This is a genomic window from Arthrobacter monumenti (assembly GCF_054511255.1).
In genome coordinates, this window is the sequence record NZ_JBTNCY010000002.1 from 38,274 (window position 1) to 59,433 (window position 21,160).

The following is a 21,160-nucleotide window of genomic DNA, read 5'->3' on the forward strand; positions in this document are numbered from 1 at the left end:
CAACCGCTGCCCGCGACCGGCCAGCTCCAGAGTTTCTGCGCCAGCCGGTTCCCAACTTTCGGCCACCGCTATATTCTAAGGGTGCTTAGCAATCGTTTCCCGCTACATGCACAAACCTTGGAGGCAGACTGATGGGCCAACCGGCGCAGCAACAGCAAGTCCCCGGCGTTCAATCCGAAATGACGCCCGTTCCGGACTGCGGTGAAAACAGCTACCGCGGTTCCGGCAAGCTCGAAGGCAAAGCGGCCGTCATTACCGGCGGCGACAGCGGCATCGGCCGGGCGGTCGCGATCGCCTTTGCCCGCGAGGGTGCGGATGTTCTGATTGCGTACCTGAATGAAGATGACGACGCGGAGGACACCGCGCGGCTGGTCGAAGAGGCGGGGCGGAAGGCGGTGTTGATGCGTGGCGATCTTTCCGATGCGCAGCATTGCCGGGACGTCATTGAGGACGCAGTCGAGGAGTTCGGCAAGGTCGATATCCTCGTCAGTAACGCCGCGTTCCAGATGTCACATCAGTCCCTCGACGAGATCTCCGAGCAGGAGTGGGAGTACACCTTCAAACTCAATATCGGCGCCATGTTCCACCTTGTCAAGGCCGCCGTGCCGCATATGAAGCCGGGTTCGGCCATCATCGGCAGCTCCTCGATCAACTCCGATACGCCGAGTCCCGAGCTGGCTCCGTACGCCGCGACGAAGGCAGCCATCGCCAACTTTTCCGCCAGCCTGGCTCAAATGCTCGGTCCCAAAGGCATCCGGGTCAACAGCGTGGCTCCGGGGCCAATCTGGACACCGTTGATTCCGTCCACGCTGCCGGAGGAGAAGTTGAAGTCCTTCGGACAGGATGTGCCGCTGGGCAGGGCCGGGCAGCCCGCGGAACTGGCGCCCGTTTATGTACTGCTCGCTTCCGACGACGGCAGTTACGTCTCCGGATCCCGCGTCGCAGTTACCGGCGGCAAGCCGGTTCTCTAACCACTACCTAAAGGAGAGACGAAGTTATGAGCAGCTACCACCCCGAGAAGGACCCGCATAACCCGGACCGGCCTGACGGCGAAAAGCCCGACGGCGATCAGGATCACGGCGACCGGAACTCCAAAAGCAAAGGTGACAACACCAATCCGGATCCACTGGACGACAACGTGACGGGTCTTGAACCAGGCGGCGGCGTCCCGCCCGGAGAAACGCCGCCCGCCGAGGACCAGATGAGCTCCGACCAGGGCCACGACGAGTAGCGGGCTTTCCGGCTCAGCCGGTCAGTGCATCGACCACCGCACGGGTTACATCCTCTGTCGTGGCGGTACCGCCCAGGTCGGCGGTGCGGGGGCCGCCATTCGCGAGCACATTGGCGATGGCGTCGATGATTGCGCCGCCTGCCTCCGCTTGCCCCAGGTGCTCCAGCATTAAGGCACCTGACCAGATCTGGCCGATTGGATTGGAGATCCCCCTGCCGGCAATGTCCGGCGCGGAACCGTGAACGGGCTCGAACATCGAAGGGTGCGTCCGCGTGGGGTCGATATTGGCTGATGGTGCGATCCCGATGCTCCCGGCGACGGCTGCCCCGAGGTCTGACAGGATGTCACCGAACAGGTTCGACGAGACCACTACATCCAGAGACTGCGGACGTTGGACAAAATACGCGGCCAACGCGTCGATGTGCATTTGCGATACCGCGATGTCCGGATACGACGCGGCAGTCTCGTTGAATACTTCGTCCCAAAACGGCATCGTATGGACAATCCCATTCGACTTCGTCGCGGAGAGCAGTTGCCCCTTTCGCTGACCTGCCAGCTCAAAGGCATATTCCATGACGCCCCGCACGCCGCGCCTGGTGAAGACTGACTCCTGGATCGCGATCTCCTCCTCGAGACCCCGGTAGATCCTGCCGCCAATCTCGGAATATTCTCCTTCGTTGTTCTCCCGCACGACGACAAAGTCGACGCCGTCGCCGGTGTTGCGTAAGGGCCCGTCAATTCCCGGGAATAGCCGAATTGGGCGGTAGTTCACGCGCTGGCGGAATGCGCGCCGGATGGGGATGAGCAGGCCCCAGAGCGAAATGTGGTCGGGAACTCCGGGGTAACCGACGGCACCGAGAAATACGGCATCACTGTCCCGGAGCTGTTCAAGACCGTCTTCGGGCATCATGGCGCCCGTCCGGGTGTAGTACTCGCACCCCCAGTCCTGGGACTGCCACTCCATCTTAAAATCCCACTTGGTGCCGGCAGCTTCGAGCACGCGCTGCGCGGCCGGAACCACTTCCTTGCCGATTCCATCTCCGGCTATTGTCGCAATTTGGTACTGCACGCATTTCTCCTTCTACATACCGATAAGTGTGGAAACTGGAAGCGGAACCAGAAGGACCCGCGTGAAGATCAGAAAGCAACCGACTACGACGACGACGGCGACGACGGCGTCCTGCGCCACGTCGCGCGGCCGCGGCCGGCCTTCCCGGATTAGAAGCGCCATAATCAAAAAGGCGCCCACGCCGCTGATCGTGAAGCCGAAAATTCCCAAGGCAAATGCCCAGCCGATAACCAGCGCCGCCGCGATGGCGAACATGCGCAGACTGATTTGCCGCGGTCGGCGGGTGCGGTCGCCCCGCAGGATCCCATGGACAAGAATTCCCACTCCGCATGCGGCAAGAACGATCAGAACAAAGTCGGGGAAAACACCCACCATCGGGTCGTTGTAGTCCCGCTGGATCCAGAAGACACCGGCCACAACGAGGAGGATCGCTCCGCAAATGACGCTTGCCCTCATTCCGCATTCACCCTCTCGGCCTTCCGCTTTTCCCTGCGGTCAGTAATCAAGGGCCAGGCCAGTCCGAGAATGACGAGGACGATAAGTACCAGGCTGATCGGCCGGGTAAAGAACGATGTCCAGGGGTTCGCCTGAGCGGTGGCCGTTAGTAGTCCCTGTGCCAGGCCGGTTTCGATGATTGGTCCCAGGACAACGCCGAGCACGATTGCTGCCGGCGGCAGGCCGACATTCCGTAATCCATAGCCGATGAGTCCAAGGGCCACCATCATCAGGACGTCGAGGGCGCTGTTCCGGACAGCGTACGATCCAACAATTGTGAGCAATGCGATCAGGGGTGCCAGGTAGTGCGTTGGCGTCCGGACCACGGCACGCTGGAGGCCGCGGCCCGCGACCAGGCCGACCGGGGCCATCAGGATCGCTGATACCCCAACTGCGAGAATGAAGGTGAAGGTCAGTACGCCTTGCTCCTCGAACAGGTCAGGCCCAGGACGCAGACCGTGCAGCAGGAGCACGCCGTAGATCACGGCATCCGGCGGTGCCCCGGGGATTCCCAGCGTCAGCAGCGGGACCATCCCGCCACCGACGACGGCGTTATTGGCAGCCTCCGGTGCGACGACGCCGTCAATCTCGCCCTTTCCGAAATTCTTGCTTCGTTTGGAGGTGCGCTTTGCCTCGTTGTATGCAATCAGGTTCGCAACGCTTCCTCCGGCACCCGGCAGGATGCCAACGAAGGTTCCGATAACGGAGGATCTGATGGGGTTGAGCGGCCGGGACAGCAGGTCACGCAGCGTACTCCTCAACTCGCCGCCCCGTTGCCTGGCTTGTGCATCTGCCGCCATGGCCGCCGTCCTAGAGCCTGGGGCGATAACCATGTCCACAATTGTTGGAATCGTGAACAGCCCAATAAGGGCCACGATCAGCGGAATGCCTCCCTGCATTTGAGTGAAGCCGAAGGTGAATCGCACCTCCCCGCCGACGGGTGAGATGCCGATTGTGGAGATCAGCAGACCGAGGAAGCCGGCCGCGAGTCCTTTGACGAGCGAGGGCGCAATCCCTGCGATCATGGTGAGGCCGAAAATCCCCATCCAAAAGTACTCTTGCGGCCCGAACGCCAGCACAACCTGGGCCAGCATCGGTGCGAGGATCAGCAATCCGAGCACCCCAACCACGCCTCCGACGACGGACCCAACCGTGCTGGCGATGATCGCCGCTTCACTACGGCCCTGCTGCGTCATCGGATAGCCATCAAACGTCGTTGCAATCGATGACGGCGTACCGGGAGTGTTGACAAGGATGGCCGTAAATGACCCGCCATAGATTGCGCCCATGTAGAAAGCGCCCATCAAGACCAAGCCTGTGGTCGGATCCATTGCGAACGTGATCGGCAGCAGCAGGGCAAGCCCAACCGTAGCGCTCAGCCCCGGTGTCGCACCGACGGCCATGCCGGCAATGACGCCGACGATGATGAGGAGCAACATCATCGGCGTCACTACCTGGCCCATGGCCTGCGTGATGTCTACGAACATGGAGGCATCAGTCCTTGAGGAGACCGAAGCGCTCTAGAAGGTCTTCGGCTTCTGCGGTTTGCTCTTCAGTAAACTTCGTCGCTTCCTCGGGGCCCATGTCTTCAATATGGAATCCGAGTTCTTCCATCTTCTGCTTCACTTCGGGGTCTTCATTGACCGTCTTGAATGCGTCGGCGACCTGCTGCACGATTGCATCCGGCGTGTCCGGTGGAACGGCTACGCCGCGCCACGCACCTTGGACGACGTCGTAACCCGAATCTTTGAAGGTTGGAGCCTCCGGTAACTCGGGAAGCGGTTCCTCCGAAGCAACGGCCAGCACCTTGCCACCCTGCTCCTTCAGATTCAAAGCTTCGGTGTTGTAGGTCATCAATGCATCGACCTGGCCGCCCAGCAAGGCGGGCGTAGCGGCGCCTGTACCGCTGAACGGCACGTAGGTGAGATCGATATCGGCGGCCTTGTTGAGTGCCAACGTTCCTATGTGGTTAGCGGAGAACGACGAGCTGCCACCGACGGTGAGCTTCTTCTCCTCTGCTGCCTTGACGAAGTCCTCGACCGTCTCGTACGGACTGTTTTTCGAGACGACCAGCGCGTTGGGCGTGCTCTCGAATATGTAGGCCCATTTGATCTGCTCTGTTTCGTAGCCCGCATCGTCCCTGGCCAGCGGCTGAAGGACGATGTGGGGGAGATTCGCGCCCATCAGCGTATGGCCATCGGGCTTAATGCTGGTTGCCAGTTCCGACCAACCCACGGCGCCGCCACCGCCGGGGCGGTTCGAGACCGAGACGGACTGCCCCATCGCGTCCTCCAGCGCTTGTTGTTGGAGTCGGGCAGTGATGTCCGACTCGCCGCCCGGATCAAAGGGGATGATGTATTGCACCGCTTGTGTCGGATAGTTCTCGGCTTCGTTGCCGCTTTGTGTAGTGCCGCAACCGGTAAGCGCCATTGCTGCACCCGCCAGTAGGGCGATGCCCATCTGTGTCCGAACTCTAGCCATGATGCATTCCTTTCAACTGCGGTTTTCGGCCGCTGATTTAGAACTGTTGGTTGAACAGTTCACGAAGTGTTGACTTGTGTTCAATGCCGATCCCGGGTGCTTCCGGAAGCCGGACCCGTCCGTCGGTAATTGGTGTCTCGTCTGCAAAACCGCCAAACGGTTCGAAGACCCGGGGGTAGGATTCGCAGCCGCCGAGACCGAAAGCTGCCGCGACCGCCAGGTTGTACTGATGTCCGCCATGGGGATAGCAACGGTCCGGTTGCCAGCCATGGATATCGAGTACATCGAGCATTTCGACATACTCGGAGACGCCATAGCTCAGACACGGATCCATTTGAAGTACGTCCCTTCCGGGCCGCAGTCCGCCGTGCCGTGCGAGATTGCGCACCTCATGAACGGAAAAGAGATTCTCCCCGGTGGCGAGGACTCCGCCGTACTCCTGAGCTATCGCCGCGTGTGTCTGATAGTCCAGCGGGTCGCATGGTTCCTCGTACCAAACCAGGTCGTACGCTTCGAGTGCTGCCGCGTAGTCCAGGGCTTCCCGCAATCCGAACCGGCCATTGGCGTCCACCGCCAGCCGGGAACCGTCAGGCAATACTTCAAGAACCGATTCGATCCGTTTGATGTCCGCGCCGATGGATGCGCCGCCAATTTTCATCTTGACGTCCTTGTAACCGAGCCCGAGGTACTCCTTAATCTCCCGCTGCAACTCGGACAAGTCGTCGCCCTCCCGGTAATAACCACCGGCCGCATAAACAGAAACGGTCTCGGGCAGTGGGTTGTCCGGTCGGAACCGCTCTTGCAATGCCCGGTGCAACGGTTTGCCGGCAGCTTTCGCCGCGAGATCCCACATCGCCATGTCGAGAGTTCCAACCGCTACCGCCCGATCGCCATGGCCGCCTGGTTTTTCATTCCGCATCACGATCTTGCGGACGGCGACCGGATCAATAAAGCCGGTACCGTCGTCGAGCAGCTCCTTGGAGTCAGCCGCTTCCAAGCGTGGAAGCAGCCGGTTAGCGAGAAGCCCGCTTTGCGCATAGCGGCCATTGGAGTGGAAGCCGTAGCCCACGACCGGCTCCCCATCAACGACGGCGTCGGTATATACGGCGACCATGGAAACCGTCATCTTCGAGAAGTTGATGACGGCGTTGCTGATGTGCGCGTCCAAGGGAACTTCCGTGATCTTGATGTCAGTAATGCGCATGTGTTAAGTCCTCCTGGACCTGTTTAGTGGTTGGGCAGTTGAGCCGCGCAAGAGGAGCTCTGCATGCATCCTTACAACTTGCGGTGGCTCCTTCTTTTCCGTCGACAGAATGCTGGCAACCAGGTTGGCGGCGCTCTGTCCCATCTCCCGATACGGCGCCATGATGGTGCTTAGCTGCGGGCTGTACAGCTGTCCCCACTGCGAGTCGCCGTAGACGATGAGGGACAGCTCATCGGGAATGCGGATACCCAACTCCCGCACCGCATGCGCCACACCCATCGACAAACTGGAGCTTCCGACCAGCAATGCAGTGGGCAGATCAGGACCGGACAGGAGCTCCTGAGCGGCTTGGTAGCCATCGCCCTCGGTCGGAGGAAGCAGACGGGTGTGTGCCGGGCGGAGTTGTTTACCACCGCGCGCCAGTTCCTCCCGTACGCCCTCAAGCCGTTCGCGTCCGTTACTGACCGCGTCCGTGGTGCCGATATAGGCGATTGATTCATGCCCCAGATTCAGCAGGTGACGGGCAGCCCCGGCAAATGCCGCCCGCTCGTCGCAGAGGACCATGTTCTCGGACAACCCAGCGGTTCGATTGAATTCGAGGACTGACATCCCGGCGAGCAACTTGCGGGACGCTGCGGTCATCGACGGCGACGGCGCGACGATAATTGCACCCACCCGGGCCTCTGCCAGACTCCGAAGGGCGTTGAATTCGAGCTCGGGATCATCACCGGAGATGGCAAGAATCATCTGATGGCCGGAGCGGGAGACATACTGCGCGCATGCATCGGCAGCAATGGAGTAGGCGAGATTTTCGATGGCGGGAACCAGGAAGCCGACGAAGCTGCGGGTTCGCGATCGAAGCGACCGCGCGAGCCGGTTGGCCACGTATCCACGGGATATTGCGTGAGAGCGGACCCGTTCCGCAACTTCGGGCCGGACCGCCGGACTGTCGTTCAAAACTCTGGAAACCGTGGCGATTGACAGGCCCAACTCGTTTGCCAAGTCGACGATGCGCACCGGAGCGGCAGAAGCATCGGAGCGCATGGGGCCGTTGCTGCCCGCATTCCCGGACAACGACTCGCTCGAAACACTCGATGCGGACATTACGCCCCTACGTTTGAAAACGTTTACAAAACATTACGGTAATGAGACGTAGAACACATGTCAATGGTTTTGAGAGAACCTCTTATGTCGGTTCAACGCTTCTGCAAGCAGCGTCGCGGAGGGTTATGGGCACCCTTTACCGTCCGGTGCCGGCGGAAAAGTGAAGAATTTTTGTTCCGTTGGGCAGGGCCAGATTCAGGGCTCGCATGGGGTTAAAGCACCACACCGGCCGTGGCAACCAGATCAGAAGCATGCCGGAATGTATGACGGCGCTGTCCCCGTTCCAGTGACGTTCGAGGATACCTATGCGAACCGATCCGCAGCCGCCGGTCGTAGCAAGTATGCGGATTGCGGATGACCTCAACGAGGAAGACCTGAAGCAAAGCGAAGGAATCACTACCAATGTCGATCTCGCTCAGACGATTCTGCAAGCCGCTGGGGTCACAGCTGACCCTATGAGCTTCACTACGTTTATGAAAAGCCTGAATATGCCGGGATCCGGGACGATCTGAAACTATGCCGGCGGCCAGTTCTTGAAGGTCTTGGGCCGTGGCGGCGCGAAGGTCCGGACTTTTGACGTCGACAATCCCATTCGTACCAGCGACTCGGCGATCGTGACTGCTGCCGCGACGCCGTCGACTACGGGTACGCCGGTGTGTTCGACGACGCGTTCGTTGAGTCCGGCCATGCCTCCGCAGCCAAGGCAGATTACTTCGGCCTTATCCCGCTCCACGGCGAGGATGGACTCGGCAACGATGGCCTTAACGGTGGCGTCGTGGTCCTGTTCAAGTTCCAGCACGCCGAGGCCGCTCGCCCGGACAGAGGCGCAGCGGTCGAACAGTCCGGCGAGCTTGAGCCGGTCTTCGATGAGGGGCACGGTCCGGTCCAAGGTCGTGACGACTGAGTATTTGTGCCCGAGGAATTGCGCGGTGCTCGCAGCGGCTTCGGTGATGTCGACAACCGGCACGTCGAGAAGTTCCTGAAGGCCCTCCCTGCCGTGTTCTCCGTAGCCAGCCTGGATGACGGCGTCGAACGGGCCATCATAGGAGCGGACGGTCTCCATGACGGCGACGGCGGCCAGATAGCTTTCGTAATTGCCCTCGACGGAGTCGGCTCCGAAGAGCGGCGTGAGCGGGACGATCTCCGTGCCCGGGGCCGCGACGGCGGCTGCCTGGCGGCCAATGGCTTCGGTCATGGCCTCGGTGGTATTGACGTTGACGACGAGGATTCTCACGCCAGGCCTCCTAACGTTGTGCGGTGTGCGCGGTATGTGCGATGTATGTGGTGATGGCGGTCTGGCTGCGGGGGTCGTGACGCGTTGGACGGCTATTCGCTTGCGACGGCGATCGATTCGCCGTCGACGTCGCGGATTGGCTTGCTCCGGTCCGCTATGCCGAAGTAGAAGATCAGGGCGAGGCCTGCGCCGATGAACCAGGAGAATCCGGACAGGGCCGCAAACATGGGCACGAGGGCCAGCGCGATGGCGATGATGGCCGCCGGAATGAGGGCGATGATGGCGCGGGGATTGTAGCCCGCGCGGTAGTGGTAATCGCCGTCGGGCTCATCTGTATAGAGGTCGGGGATATTGATTTTGGACCGGCGGAGCAGCCAGTAATCCGCGATGATGACGCCGAATACCGGGCCGAGGACCGCCCCGAGGCCGCCGAGGAAGTATTCAATCACCACGGGGGAGTTGTAGAGATTCCAGGGCAGGATAACCAGACCGATGATCGCGGTGACCAGTCCGGCGCGGCGGAAGTTGAGTTTCCGCGGGAACAGGTTCGCGAGCATGTAGATCGGGGCGACGAAGTTCGCCAGCAGATTCACCGCGATGGTGACCAGGATAAGCGCCACGCAGGCCACGACCAGCAGGAAGGTGTTGGGGATGGTTTGGACGATGTCGGACGGTCCGGTGATGATGTTGCCGTTAATTTCGAACTGCGCGCCGGCCAGGACGACGACGATGGCGGCGAAGAAGAGCATGTTGACCGGGATGCCGATGATGTTGCCCTTGACGATGGCCGCCTTGCTCTTGGCCGACCGGGTGAAGTCGCAAACATTGAGTACGAATGTGCCGTAGATGACGACCCACAGGGCGGCTCCCTGGAAGATCTGCAACCACATCCCGCCGCCGGTCAGGCTCTTGTCAGTGGAAAGCGCGATGGATCCACCGGCTTCAATGAACATCCAGATGGCGATCGCGAGCATAGTGGTCAGGATGATCGGTCCGACGTAGGCCATGTATTTGCGGATCATGCCCATGCCGTAACTGACGATTACCACCTGGACTATCCAGAGGGAGATGAACGAGATCCATCCGAGTGCAGACAATCCCAGAATCGAAATTTCGGTGAGCGATTCAAGGGATGGGAACAGCGCCAGGAGCAGCACATTCAGTACCGCCGCGGCGAGGTAGGTTTGGATGCCGAACCAGACGATGGCCACTCCGCCGCGCACCAGCGCAGCAATCTGTGCTCCGCTGATTCCGAATGCGATCCGGCTCATCACCGGAAACGGAACGCCGGTCTTCTCACCCATGAAACCGGACAGGGTCAGCAGCAGGAAAATCAGGAGCGAACCAAGCAGGAACGTCAGCATGATCTGCCAGACTCCGAGGCCCAGCGCGAAGAGCCCGATCGCAAAGGCGTAGTTGCCCAGGCTGTGCACATCGTTGGCCCATAGCGTGAAGATGTTGTAGGAGCCCCATCGCCGGCCAGCCTTTTTGGTGGGGGCTAGATCGTAGTTATACAAGCGGGGGCTGACTTGAAGATCTGTCGTTTGAGCCTGATTGAATGTAGTCACTGAATACCTGGAATTCCGTACTATGAAATCTGTTTCTCGGTAATTGAAAGAAGCGTACGCGTGATCGGGCTCACGGTCAAAGCTGTTTCGGCGGGTAATCGATATTGCGTATCCGCTCCCGATGCTGATACTGCTTGATGCACATCAGCCTTGGGCCAACACGTCCGTAGGCAATGTCACGACAGAGAGGGCGGATCGTCCATGCGGTACATCGTTGGTTACACTCCTGATTCACGGGGAGCGGACGCTCTTGCGCTGGCTGCCGTTCTGGCGCGGAATCCGGGCGCCCGGCTGGAGGTCGTCCACGTCCTGGATGGGCCGGCGCCCATCGACGCAGCTTCCGGTCCCGAGCGGAATGTGCAGGAAATCCGCGCCGGTCGTGCGCAGGAGTGGCTCGATGAAGCCCTGGAGATGATTCCCGGCGATGTCTCCGCTGCCAAGCAGCTCCGATACGCGCATTCATTCGCCGAAGGTCTTATCGACGCGGCGACCGAAGGTGAAGCCAACCTGATCGTCGTCGGCGCTGCCCGCAATGGTTTCCTCAAGCGGTTCACCGTCGGTTCGGTCGCCAGCTCGCTGCTGCATGCTTCGCCGGTCCCGCTGGCCCTGGCGCCGTCAGGTTACGAGGCGCCGGCCAGCATCACCCGGATCACCTGCGCCATCGGTACCCGGCCCGGCTCGGAAACACTCTTCGACGTAGCCGTGGATGCCGCAGCCTTGCGCCATGTTCCCCTGCGGCTGATTTCGCTTCTCGCCTTGGACGCGCACGACGACGACAATGGCCAGCGGGCCGTCGAGCAGGCGCAGGCGCACGCGCAAGAGGTGCTGGAGCAGGCCTGCGAAAGTGTAACGGCCGGGACGGAATTGAGTGCCGCCGTCGCACGCGGGAAGACCATCGAGGACGCGATAGAAGACCTCAAGTGGGAAGAAAGTGAAATCGTCCTGATCGGGTCCAGCCGGCTGGCGAAGCGCAGCCAGCTCTTCCTCGGGACCACGGCGAACAAGATGCTCCGCTCACTGCCCGTGCCTATGGTCGTTGTGCCGCGCGATCACGTGTCGCTCGATCAGTCCCCGACGGCGTAGCTGCTCCCGCTGCGCTGGACCGTTGCGCCAGCGGCTTCGCCGGCGCACCAGTCCCATCGCTCCGCCAAGCCGGAAAACCCGAGTTACGCCAGCAAGAAGCAGGCGATGCCGAGGATGGCCGCGACTCCGGCATTAGCCAAAACCACAGGTTTGAAAACACTGCCGAACTGGATGGGTCCGGCGTCGGGTGTGGTGGCGTCGGTGGAGGATTTGCCGCCCTCGGCGACGGCGATGGCCAGGGCCACCCGTGGCGGAGCCGCCATGAAGGTGACGGAGGCCGCCGCGTTCTGGCCGGCCAGGGCAATCAGCGCGCTGCTGTTCAACGCGTTGGCGGCCTGCACCGTGCTGGTGGAGAACATCGCGGCGGATCCGGTGTTCGAGCCGGTGATGAAGCCGCCGAGCCCGCCGACTACCGGAATGAGCGCCAGGTAGGCCGGCCCGAGCTGCGCAGCGTAACCGGCCAGGGCGCTGCTCATTCCGCTGGCGGCGAGCAGTCCGCCGAGCACCAAAAACGCACTGGTTGAGTACGCGATCGTCCACCAGGCGCCGAGACCCTCGACGATCAACCTGGATAACCTGACACCGCGCATCCGCACCAGCGCCGGAGTCAGCAGGCAGGTCAGCAGCAGCCACGTCGCAGGACTTGCCACATACTCGCCGGCGCCTTCTATGTTGAGGAGATCAACCAGGATGCTGGTGATCAGCAGTCCGACAATCAGCACGGAGTACGGAAGGACTGCCCGGCGGATCGGGCCCCGGAGCGCCGCCCGCGAGCCGTCCCTGATATTGGCGATCACCAGGGTCGCCGCGATGGAGACCAGCGATGCCGCGACGCCGGCCAGCGGAACCGAGACGAAGTAGTTGAAGCCGATCAGCACGCCCCACATGAGCAGGCTGACGCCCACCGCATGCGGGATATAGGGAGCGGCGCGGCGGAATCCGAAACCCAGCAGCAGCGCGGTCAGGCTCATCACCAGCAACACCGGCAGGGTGAACACCGCGCTCCAGGTGCCCAGCGCGCGGAAGCTGACATTGCCCAATTCCGACGCCACAAGGGTCCCCGGTCCGAGCGATCCCCAGGCGCCGAGGACGAGCCCCATCAACCCGACTGTCGCCGCCCGGGCGGGGGAGAGGCCGAAGTGAAGCAGAATCGGGATTCCTACAATCACACCAAGACCGAAACCGGTCACCGATTCGGCGAAGGGCGTGATGCCCAGGACCACGAGCAGCACCGCCCGCTGAGGTGTGGAACAGGCGGCCTCGATCCACGTCGAGATTGTCGCCTGCGCCCCGGAGGCACGCAACAGTCCGCCGAGCATCACACCGCCGAGGATGATCAGCAGGACCTCAATGATGAGCGGGCCCAAAGACGCCGTGAATTCAGTGGCGTTTCCGGTGGAGATGGGGAAGGCAATCCAGCTGACGACGACGGCGGTCAGTACCGCGGCGGAGGCGGCAAAGTGTGACTTCAGGCCGGTGGCCAACAACGCGCAGGCGACGAGTATCGGCGCCGACGCGAGTAACGCCGTCGTCCAGTCAACCATCCATGCACCTCCGCGGGGCCGCAACGATGCAGCAGCAAATTTCAGTCAGGAGGAGCCGTTATTCGAGTACCGTCGCTCCGGAGAGCAATCTTAGCCGCTATGGCCCCCGGAAGTTCGCTGGGGGCCCGCCCGGTCAGCACGTTACCGCCGGTGGGTCCGCCCGGTCAGCACGTTACCGCCCGGTGGGCCCGCCCGGTCAGCACGTTAGCCGCCAGTCAGGTCGCTGCAGTGGGCTGAACTGCGGCTGCGGGGCTGATGCGCCGACGTCGTTGTTCAGGCAGGTGATCCTGCGGCGGTTCGGCTGTACCGGCGGAGCAGGAGGTAAGCGGCGCTGCCGGCCAGCAGTCCCCAGAACGGCGAGACGATGCCCATCGGCGCGATTCCCGACGCTGTCACGACCAGCGTGATGATGGCGGCTTCGACCGCAATGGGATGTTCTTTGACGCCGGAGATCGTGTCGATAAAGGAACTTTGCAGGGCGCTGAGCAGCGCGACGCCGGCCAGCGCCGTCATCATTTCTTCCGGGACGGCGGCGAAGAGCGACACCGCGGCATTGCTGAAGAGTCCAAACAGGATGTAGAAGATACCGCAGAAGAGCCCGGCGATATAGCGGCGCCGCAGGTCTTCGTGCGCTTCCCGGCCGGAGCAGATCCCGGCGGTTACTGCTGCCAGATTGATGCCGTGGGAGCCGAACGGCGCGGAAACCAACCAGGCTAGCGACGCTCCACTGAGGATGAGTTTGTCGTTGACCTGATAGCCGGAGGTGTGCATTACAGCCAGTCCGGGGCCGTTTTGTCCGGCCATCGTGACGATCATCAGCGGGATGGAGATGCTCATGATGGTCTGGAAATCGAAGGTCGGAGTGGTCCAGATCGGGCCACTCATATCGAATTCGAGCGCCGGCGCGTTGGCCTGCCCGCTAACTGCACTGAGGACCGCCCCCACCAGCACAGCCAGCAGCACGGCATAGCGGGGTGTGATCCGTCGGCCAATCAGGAACGCGGCCACCAGTCCACCGGCAATAAGAGGGGAATCGACGACGGCGGAGGCCACGTTGAGGACGAAGGGCAACAGGACGCCGGCCAACACGGCCGCCATCACCGGTTTGGGGACGATGGCCAACAGTTTTCCGAAGAGACCGGTGGCGCCGAGGACCAATGCCAGCAGTGCGGCCACGATATAAGCGCCAATGGCATCGCTGTAGTCGTAATCTCCGAGAGCTGTCAGCAGCAGGGCCGCGCCGGGAATGGACCAGGCGACGACGACCGGCTGGCGGGTAAACAGGCTGAGGGCAATGCAGGTTACGCCGCTCGCCACTGCGATGGCCCAGATCCACGACGTCGTCTGCTCCGTGCTGAGCCCGGCACTGTGCGCGGCCTGCAGAACGACCAGCATAGGTCCCGCATAAGAGACCGCCACGGCAACAAAACCGGCCGTCACCGCGGACAGCGACATGGAGGCTCGGAGGCCCGGTCCGTTCGGTCGATCCGGTTTGGTCAATGTCCTCGCCATCAGCGCCCGCCTTCTTGGTCCGTCCCCGAGGTTGCGCATCACTGTAGCGGAAATGCGGCGTATGAGTGGGGGTGTTTCGGATATGGATCGGTATCGGAGCGTGGGTTTCCGGCTACGCCAGCGGCTTGTCCTTACCGCTCGAAGCCCGCAACTGTGAAGTACGTCCTGAACACCAACGTAGTAGCCGCATTGCGGGTTCGGAGACGAAATCTACCGGTCGAAGCTTGGGCGGTGTCAATCCCGGTAGCCGATCAATTCGTAACGGTAATCGCAAGGGTTGCGACATTTCTCCGTGCCATCACGTTGCTGCTTATTGGGTATTCGCAATACCGCGCCTACATGACACGGCCAGAACGCACGAAACCCGCCACTGTGACCACACTCTGAGGTCCGAAGACAGGCAGGAAAACCCCCACGACATGCCTGGCCGGTGTTTCCAGATCGGATTTTTCTAGCTCTTTCCCCGGGGCGACTAGACAATCCCTGACCCTAGTTTCGCTCGGTTGGGGTGCCCGCGACTGGGCGGGCGCAGCTATGAACGAACGGGAGACAGGCCGGTGTTCCAGTTTCCCCTTGACTACCCGATTGCTGAGCTTTGAGCAGGATCGATTACTTTCGGAAAACCGGGGTCGGAGTTGTCGATGACGAGGTCCGCTCGCTCCCAAGGCCGTGCTGCTGCGAAGTACATACGCTGGCCACCAACGTAACGACGCATGGATGGATGTTCTGGATCCGCTTCAGTGCCGTCCCTGGTCGCCATTCGCCGTGCCGTCTCGTCGAAGGGCACATCGAGAAACAGCGAAAGATCCCAGACATTGACGAGCTCGTCCAGGTGAAGGAACATTCCTTCGATAATGACAACCGTATCTGTCGCGGATTGTTGGGGCGATGGTTGTAAAGCCTTGTCCTTCGATGGGTCGAATGACGCTGCGCGGTAGATCCCGGTACCGGATGGGAGCAGCGGTTCGATGACGTCTCGCCACAGCGCCTCGTAGTCATAGCTGTCTAACCAGAACCCTTCCGGGGAGTGGCGGCCCCGACGATGTCGGACCTCTGGCGGATTGAGGAAGTCGTCGACGTGAATCACGGCCGTCTGCCGACTTGGAAACGACATGGCCAGAGTGTTTGCGAAGGTCGTTTTGCCGCTTCCGTCGACTCCATCGATGCCGATCAATGTACGGTGGGCAGCGGGCAGTTGGGTACTGATGAAATCAGCGATTGCCGGAATGCCCTGAAGGTCCATGTGTCCAGTTTCCCTCAGGTACGGCAGGTGTCCTACAACCGACTCCTCACCGGAACTACAACCTGAACTGGTGCCGCATCGTTGCAACAGACGGCTGGCCGCCGTCGGGGTGATATTCATTTTAGGAAGTGATTGCACTGCAATCACTTCTCAGCTGTACATAAGCGACCCCGGCGTCGTCAGTACCTCGCCTGTCTCCAGCCAGGTCTTCAGGCCGGAGAGGATCATTGGCCAGCCACCGTAGAGCTGATCGTTTGCACCTTCCCTGAGCTGGTCGTGGGTCACCGTGAGGCGGCAGGAGTCGCCGACGGGTTCAATCTCCCAGGTGATCCTCGAGGTTCCCTCGCTTTTCACGTCCTCGTCCCACAACGCGGTCATGCTCTGCACCAGGCGGCGTGGCGGATCGACCTCCAGGTTTTCGCCTTCGCCGAGCGGTTCCCCGGCCTTCGGATTGCTCATCTCGAAGCGGGAACCCGGCGTCCAGTCGGAGGTGATCGTGTTGCCGAACTGGTACTTGCTCCTGATCTCGCTGTCGGTGATGGCTTCCCAGAGAGCCTCGGGGGTGGTGCGGATATAGATTTCGAAAATCTTCTCCATCGGACTTTCCAATCTCGATTTCAGGCCGCTCAGTCCCGCGGCCCACGGTTCTGCATATTTGCTCACCCATCTGTCGTGGATGAGCCGGATAGGTACCGGGTTCAGGAAATGGAGTTTTTCACGTCCCCGGCGCCTGGTGACAACCAGGCCGGCTTGCTCGAGCAGCTTCAGGTGCTTCATGACCCCGAAGCGTGTGATGTCGAAGCGGGCTTCGAGCGCACTCAGTGTCTGTCCGTCCGACCGGAAGAGCTCGTCGAGCAGGTCTCTCCGGGTCGGGTCGGCCAACGCCTTGAATACTGCATCCACGCTCTAATAATAGGTGACCATATGGTCACATGTATAGGGTTTAGAGGTTCCCGGTCACGATTTTGCGGATGGTTTCAACAGGGAGTTTTGGCTTGCGGTGTTCGTCGGTCAGGCCGTTCGCTTCCTGCAAGGTGTCGGTGAGCTGCGTGTAGCAGAAGCCCGCCAGGACGGGGCTGGCATACAGTGCCGAGAAGAGGCCCTGAAGCTGGTCGGCGAACTCCTCGGGGGATGCCGCCGTCGAATATCCCCAGGTGTCGATGGCGCTGTCCGGGGCATAGGAAACGCCGCCGAATTCCGACACCATCACCGGCTGATCCCGCTTGCCGGTGGGCAGCGCCATCAACCTACGTCCGGCCGGGCCGATTCCGTCGATGAGTGCCTGTACGGCCTGGGGATCCTGGTAATGGGACAGCAAACTGTCATGCGTCGTCGCGTAGTCGTGGATGGTCATCAGATCCGAATCCGCATGCTCCCAGCCGTCATTGGAAATAACCGAACGGGACGGGTCCAAGGCCTTCGTCAGGTGGTACATGGCCTGCGCGAAATGCAGTTGCGCGGGGTCGTGCGAGATGTGCTGGACACCCCAGCTTTCGTTCATCGGGACCCAAGTGACAATGCAGGGGTGGGAGCGGTCCCGCTTCAGCACGCTCATCCATTCACGCGTAACCCGTTCGACGGCGGTGGTGGAGAACTCGAAGGTGCTCCCCATTTCGCCCCAAATCAGCAAGCCAAGGCGGTCTGCCCAGTACAGGAAGCGCGGATCCTCGACTTTTTCGTGCAGGCGGGCGGAGTTGAAGCCGAGGTCTTTGATCAGCTGGACCTCGTCGCGGATCGCCTGTGCGTCCGGGGCGGTGAGGTGCGACTCCGGCCAGAAGCCCTGCTCGAGCACGGAGCGGACGTAGTAAGGCCGGTCGTTCAGCAGGAAATGTCCACCGGCTTCGCCGACGCTGCGCAATCCGAGGTAGGACCAGAGCTCGTCAAGGACCGTGCCGTCGTCGTCGAGCACAGTCACATGGGCATCAATCAGGCGCGGATGTTCGGGGGACCAGAGCAGGGACTCGTACGCCTGGCCATTTGCCTGACGGGCGATCGCGCAGCTCATCCGGGTGCGCGGTTCGGAAGTGGCGAGCTCCTGCGTGCCGAGGTGCTGGTCGCCGTAGCTCAGCTCAACCCGGACTTTGACCGCGGCGCTCGGACGGCGTGAAAGTTCGACGTCGAGCTGCACTGTTCCGGCGGGTACATCCGACTGCCAGGCAATGTTGTGCACATGCGTTGCCGGGACGGCCTCCAGCCACACCGGCTGCCAGATGCCCGTGGTGCGGTGGTACCAAATGACGTGCGGATCCTCGAGCCAGTCCTGCTTGCCGCGCGGTTGGGAAACATCGTGCGGATCATCTTGGGCCCGGACGACGAGAGTAAGATCCTCGCCGGTGCTGGTGTGCCCTGTGATATCGAAAGAAAACGGGGTCTGTCCACCTTCGTGGGTTCCCAGAAGCTGCCCATCCAGCCAGACGGCGGCACGGTAGTCGACGGCGCCGAAGTGCATCAGGATGCGGTCGTCGTCATTGGCACGGCCGGCCGCGGCGATGTCGTCGGCGGTGATGGTGCGCTTGTACCAAACGACGGGGTGGAATCCGGTGTCGCCGATGCCCGACTTGGCGGACTCGGGCGGAAAAGGGACCGTGATGGTGCGCGGGAAGTCGTGCGAGCCCAAGGCCCAGCCGGCATCCACGCCGTCGTCGCCGTCGTCGTGCGCAAAGGCCCACTCTCCGGAAAGGTCCTGCCAGGCACCACGCACCAATTGGGGGCGTGGGTAGGTGCCGTCCTGGCTGCTGGCAGAGGTCGAAGATATGTTGGGCATGCGGATATCCTGACTCAGATTTCCAGCGCTGTAAAGTCCAGGCAGTCAGCTGCAGGGGAGGGCGGCGATGTGGCCGATCAGTTGTCCGGGGCGGGAGCGCTGTGCCGGACCGCGAGCGAATGCGGCACGACGCGGTGCCGTCCGATGCCTTGATAGCCATTGATGCGTTCGGCCAGCAGCTCCAGCGCGACCTCGGCCAGCCGCAACTTGTCCGGGGCGATGGAGGTGAGGGTCGGCGTCGTATAGGAGCCTAGAGCCGTGTTATCCCAGCCGACCACCGCGACGTCGTCGGGCACTTTCACGCCCGCGGCGGTGAGGCCGCGCAGCGCGCCAATGGCGAACTTGTCATCACGGCAGACAACGCCGTCGAAATCCACTCCCCGCGACAGGGCGGCCGTGACGGCTTCCGCGCTCGCTTCCGGGGAGAAATCCGGAACGGGGAAAACGAGATCGGGATTGAGCGCAATGCCGGCGCCGACCAGTCCTTGTTGGTACCCCAGGAGACGCTGGTCCGTGGAACCGGTGATGTCATGCTCGACGACGCCGAGGAAGGCGATGCGGCGGCGGCCGAGTGAGAGCAGGTGTTTGACGCTGTCGACGGCGGCGCTGACGTTGTCGATCATGACGTGGTCCGTGGTGACCGGCATCGTCGATTCGCCGAGCAGCACCAGGGGAGTGTCGCGGCGCAGTTTCGCGATTTCCAGGGTGTTCATGCGCACCGGATGGAAGATCACGCCGTCCACGAGCCCGGCTTCCCGGTCCTTGAGCACGGCATGCTCGGCATCCACATCGCTTAAGGTCTGTTCGATGATCACCCGGTAGCCGCGGCGGGTGGCCTCTTCGGCGATATGCCGCGACAGTTCGGAAAAGTAAGGGTGGTCGATTTCCGGCATGGCCAACGCGATCATGCCTGTTTTACCGGTGGCGAGGCGGCGCGCGGTGAGGTTAGGTTTGTAGCCGAGCTGGTCGATGGCCTCCTGGACACTCTTGCGCAGCTGTGGCGCGACATGAGGATAGTCATGGACGACGTTCGAGACCGTCTTCATCGAAACGCCGGCCAGTTCGGCCACATCGGCCAGTCGGACCCGCTTCATATTTCCCATCCTGTCGGCAATCCTAATGGACCCGCCAAGTAACCCCGTTGAGACGCTATGTGGCGATTCCATAACGACACTAGACATTACAGTTTACAGCGCTGTACATTGGTCCTCACGCCGTGAGCTGGGTCGCACTGACGTGCGGGCACAGCCATTTACCGTTACGCGCACCGAGCGTGGAGCAGCGTTTTCACTGAGGAGGACGATGATGAAACACCCCAAGCGGTCTGTTCGCAACCGCCTAGCCACCGCCACTGCCATCGGTGCAACAGCCATCATGGCGCTGACGAGCTGTGGTGGCTCAGGTGGCCAGGAAGCAGCCCAGCAGGAATTCACCGGCGAATACACCGGACCTCCCGTGGAACTTTCCTACTGGAACGGCTTCACCGGCGGCGACGGCCCCTTCATGAAGAAGATGGTCAAGGAGTTCAACGCCGAACACGAGAACATCACGGTCAAGTCCAACACCATGCAGTGGGCCGACTTTTACCAGCGCCTCCCAGCAGCGGTTACCGCCGGTGAGGGTCCCGACGTCGGTGTTATGCACCTTGATCAGCTGGCCACCAATGCCGCGCGCAACGTCATCGTTCCCGTCGATGATCTGGCCGAGTCGCTTGAGCTAACCGCCGATGACTTCTCCGAAGAGGTCTGGAACGCAGGTGTCTACAAGGATGCCCGCTACGGAATTCCGCTGGACGTGCACTCACTGGCCATGTACTACAACACCGAGCACTTCAAGAAGGCCGGAATCAAGGAAGCTCCCACCGATGCGGAGTCCTTCGCAGCGGCACTGAAGAAGCTTGAGGCTGCAGGCTACGACACCCCGTTCTGGATGCCGGCGAAATGGCCCAGCCACCTGATGAACCTGTCGCTGCTGTGGCAGAACGGCGGAGACCCCTACAACGGCGAAGAGGCGAAGGCCACGTTCGATTCCGAAGCGGGCGTCAAGGCGCTCGAGTGGCAGCGCTCCATCGTGGAGAAGGGCTACAGCCCCGACGACGTCGCCATCGATTCGCAGTATGTCGCCTTCAAGAACGGCGAAACGTCGATCACCTGGGACGGAATCTGGATGATCAACGACCTGAAGGCATCCGGTCTCCCGTTTGAGGCTGCTCCGGTCCCCACCATGGGCTCGGAAGATGCCGTCTGGGCTAACTCGCACCAGTTCTTCCTGCCCCGCCAGGCATCGCCTGATGCGAACAAGACGAACGCCGCGAAGGTCTTCATCGCCTGGATGAGTGAAAACTCCGGCGAATGGGCCGGTGCCGGCATGATCCCGGCCCGTGAATCGGTCCGGACCAGCGGCGTGCTCGACGGCACTGTCCAGGAACCCATCGCGGAGAAGATCGACAACATGAAGTTCCTGCCTGCCATCCCGGGCATCGGTTCAGTCCAGACTGAAACCCTCGAGGTAGCGGTGGGCAACGCGGTCCTCGGTAAGGAAGAGCCGAAGAGTGCCCTCGAGGAGGCCGCTACGAAGGCCACTCAGTTGATGGAAGAAAACGAAGCACAGTTCGGAAACTGACCGTTC

The 21,160-nt window shown here is 61.7% G+C and carries 19 protein-coding genes; 5 read left to right on the forward strand and 14 right to left on the reverse strand.

The features are described from left to right. Positions 1–131 precede the first annotated feature (131 nt). Together ACX80B_RS03065 and ACX80B_RS03070 are read left to right on the forward strand one after the other, a co-directional pair. On the forward strand, positions 132–971 hold the full coding sequence (locus ACX80B_RS03065; protein ID WP_459292947.1) for an SDR family oxidoreductase: 840 nt from the start codon (positions 132–134) through the stop codon (positions 969–971). A gap of 26 nt (positions 972–997) precedes the next feature. Continuing rightward, positions 998–1,231: a DUF6480 family protein gene (locus tag ACX80B_RS03070; RefSeq protein WP_459292949.1), complete on the forward strand. Its 234-nt coding sequence runs from the start codon at positions 998–1,000 to the stop codon at positions 1,229–1,231. Between the two features lie 13 nt (positions 1,232–1,244). On the opposite strand, the gene ACX80B_RS03075 is transcribed toward ACX80B_RS03070, so the two are convergent. The 6 genes from ACX80B_RS03075 to ACX80B_RS03100 are packed head-to-tail and all read right to left on the reverse strand — an operon-like array spanning position 1,245 to position 7,584. After that, a complete protein-coding gene (locus tag ACX80B_RS03075; RefSeq protein ID WP_459292951.1) occupies positions 1,245–2,300 on the reverse strand; it encodes a tartrate dehydrogenase in 1,056 nt (351 codons plus the stop codon). A gap of 12 nt (positions 2,301–2,312) precedes the next feature. Continuing rightward, entirely contained in the window at positions 2,313–2,756 is a 444-nt protein-coding gene (locus tag ACX80B_RS03080) for a tripartite tricarboxylate transporter TctB family protein (protein ID WP_459292953.1), read from the reverse strand. Continuing rightward, positions 2,753–4,282 carry a tripartite tricarboxylate transporter permease gene (locus tag ACX80B_RS03085; protein WP_459292955.1) on the reverse strand — a complete coding sequence of 510 codons (1,530 nt, stop codon included), beginning with the start codon at positions 4,280–4,282 and terminating at the stop codon, positions 2,753–2,755. The genes ACX80B_RS03080 and ACX80B_RS03085 overlap by 4 nt, the downstream gene beginning before the upstream one ends. A 7-nt stretch (positions 4,283–4,289) precedes the next feature. Then, a complete protein-coding gene (locus ACX80B_RS03090; protein WP_459292957.1) occupies positions 4,290–5,255 on the reverse strand; it encodes a tripartite tricarboxylate transporter substrate binding protein in 966 nt (321 codons plus the stop codon). A gap of 58 nt (positions 5,256–5,313) precedes the next feature. Next, the gene (locus ACX80B_RS03095; RefSeq protein ID WP_459292959.1) at positions 5,314–6,480 is read right to left on the reverse strand and encodes an enolase C-terminal domain-like protein; all 1,167 of its coding nucleotides are present in this window, start codon (positions 6,478–6,480) and stop codon (positions 5,314–5,316) included. Between the two features lie 3 nt (positions 6,481–6,483). After that, on the reverse strand, positions 6,484–7,584 hold the full coding sequence (locus tag ACX80B_RS03100) for a LacI family DNA-binding transcriptional regulator (RefSeq protein WP_459292960.1): 1,101 nt from the start codon (positions 7,582–7,584) through the stop codon (positions 6,484–6,486). 305 nt (positions 7,585–7,889) lie between these two features. Between ACX80B_RS03100 and ACX80B_RS03105 the strand changes: the two genes are divergently transcribed. Beyond that, a complete protein-coding gene (locus ACX80B_RS03105) occupies positions 7,890–8,096 on the forward strand; it encodes a hypothetical protein (protein WP_459292962.1) in 207 nt (68 codons plus the stop codon). 2 nt (positions 8,097–8,098) lie between these two features. Here the strand turns inward: ACX80B_RS03105 and ACX80B_RS03110 are convergent, their stop codons facing one another. Together ACX80B_RS03110 and ACX80B_RS03115 are read right to left on the reverse strand one after the other, a co-directional pair. Continuing rightward, positions 8,099–8,818 (reverse strand): aspartate/glutamate racemase family protein, encoded by a 720-nt coding sequence (locus ACX80B_RS03110; RefSeq protein ID WP_459292964.1) that lies wholly within the window; start codon positions 8,816–8,818, stop codon positions 8,099–8,101. A gap of 92 nt (positions 8,819–8,910) precedes the next feature. Further along, complete coding sequence (locus tag ACX80B_RS03115) at positions 8,911–10,386, reverse strand: NCS1 family nucleobase:cation symporter-1 (RefSeq protein WP_459292966.1); 1,476 nt, start codon at positions 10,384–10,386, stop codon at positions 8,911–8,913. Between the two features lie 201 nt (positions 10,387–10,587). Here ACX80B_RS03115 and ACX80B_RS03120 point away from each other — a divergent pair, with 201 nt between their 5' ends. Beyond that, the gene (locus ACX80B_RS03120; protein ID WP_459292968.1) at positions 10,588–11,469 is read left to right on the forward strand and encodes a universal stress protein; all 882 of its coding nucleotides are present in this window, start codon (positions 10,588–10,590) and stop codon (positions 11,467–11,469) included. Between the two features lie 83 nt (positions 11,470–11,552). Here ACX80B_RS03120 and ACX80B_RS03125 read toward each other — a convergent pair whose 3' ends face one another. The 6 genes from ACX80B_RS03125 to ACX80B_RS03150 all read right to left on the reverse strand — a co-directional run bounded on the left by ACX80B_RS03125 (position 11,553) and on the right by ACX80B_RS03150 (position 19,626). Next, entirely contained in the window at positions 11,553–13,013 is a 1,461-nt protein-coding gene (locus ACX80B_RS03125) for an L-lactate permease (RefSeq protein WP_459292970.1), read from the reverse strand. Positions 13,014–13,286: 273 nt separating this feature from the next. Beyond that, positions 13,287–14,525 (reverse strand): benzoate/H(+) symporter BenE family transporter, encoded by a 1,239-nt coding sequence (locus ACX80B_RS03130; protein ID WP_459292972.1) that lies wholly within the window; start codon positions 14,523–14,525, stop codon positions 13,287–13,289. 577 nt (positions 14,526–15,102) lie between these two features. Beyond that, on the reverse strand, positions 15,103–15,915 hold the full coding sequence (locus ACX80B_RS03135; RefSeq protein WP_459292974.1) for a nucleoside/nucleotide kinase family protein: 813 nt from the start codon (positions 15,913–15,915) through the stop codon (positions 15,103–15,105). A gap of 3 nt (positions 15,916–15,918) precedes the next feature. Continuing rightward, positions 15,919–16,671: an ArsR/SmtB family transcription factor gene (locus ACX80B_RS03140; protein ID WP_459292976.1), complete on the reverse strand. Its 753-nt coding sequence runs from the start codon at positions 16,669–16,671 to the stop codon at positions 15,919–15,921. Positions 16,672–16,711: 40 nt separating this feature from the next. After that, positions 16,712–18,532: a glycoside hydrolase family 2 protein gene (locus tag ACX80B_RS03145; protein ID WP_459292978.1), complete on the reverse strand. Its 1,821-nt coding sequence runs from the start codon at positions 18,530–18,532 to the stop codon at positions 16,712–16,714. Between the two features lie 77 nt (positions 18,533–18,609). Next, positions 18,610–19,626, reverse strand: coding sequence for a LacI family DNA-binding transcriptional regulator (locus tag ACX80B_RS03150; RefSeq protein WP_459292980.1), 1,017 nt, complete (start codon positions 19,624–19,626; stop codon positions 18,610–18,612). 208 nt (positions 19,627–19,834) lie between these two features. Between ACX80B_RS03150 and ACX80B_RS03155 the strand changes: the two genes are divergently transcribed. Further along, positions 19,835–21,154 (forward strand): ABC transporter substrate-binding protein, encoded by a 1,320-nt coding sequence (locus tag ACX80B_RS03155; protein WP_459292982.1) that lies wholly within the window; start codon positions 19,835–19,837, stop codon positions 21,152–21,154. The last annotated feature ends 6 nt before the right edge of the window (positions 21,155–21,160 follow it).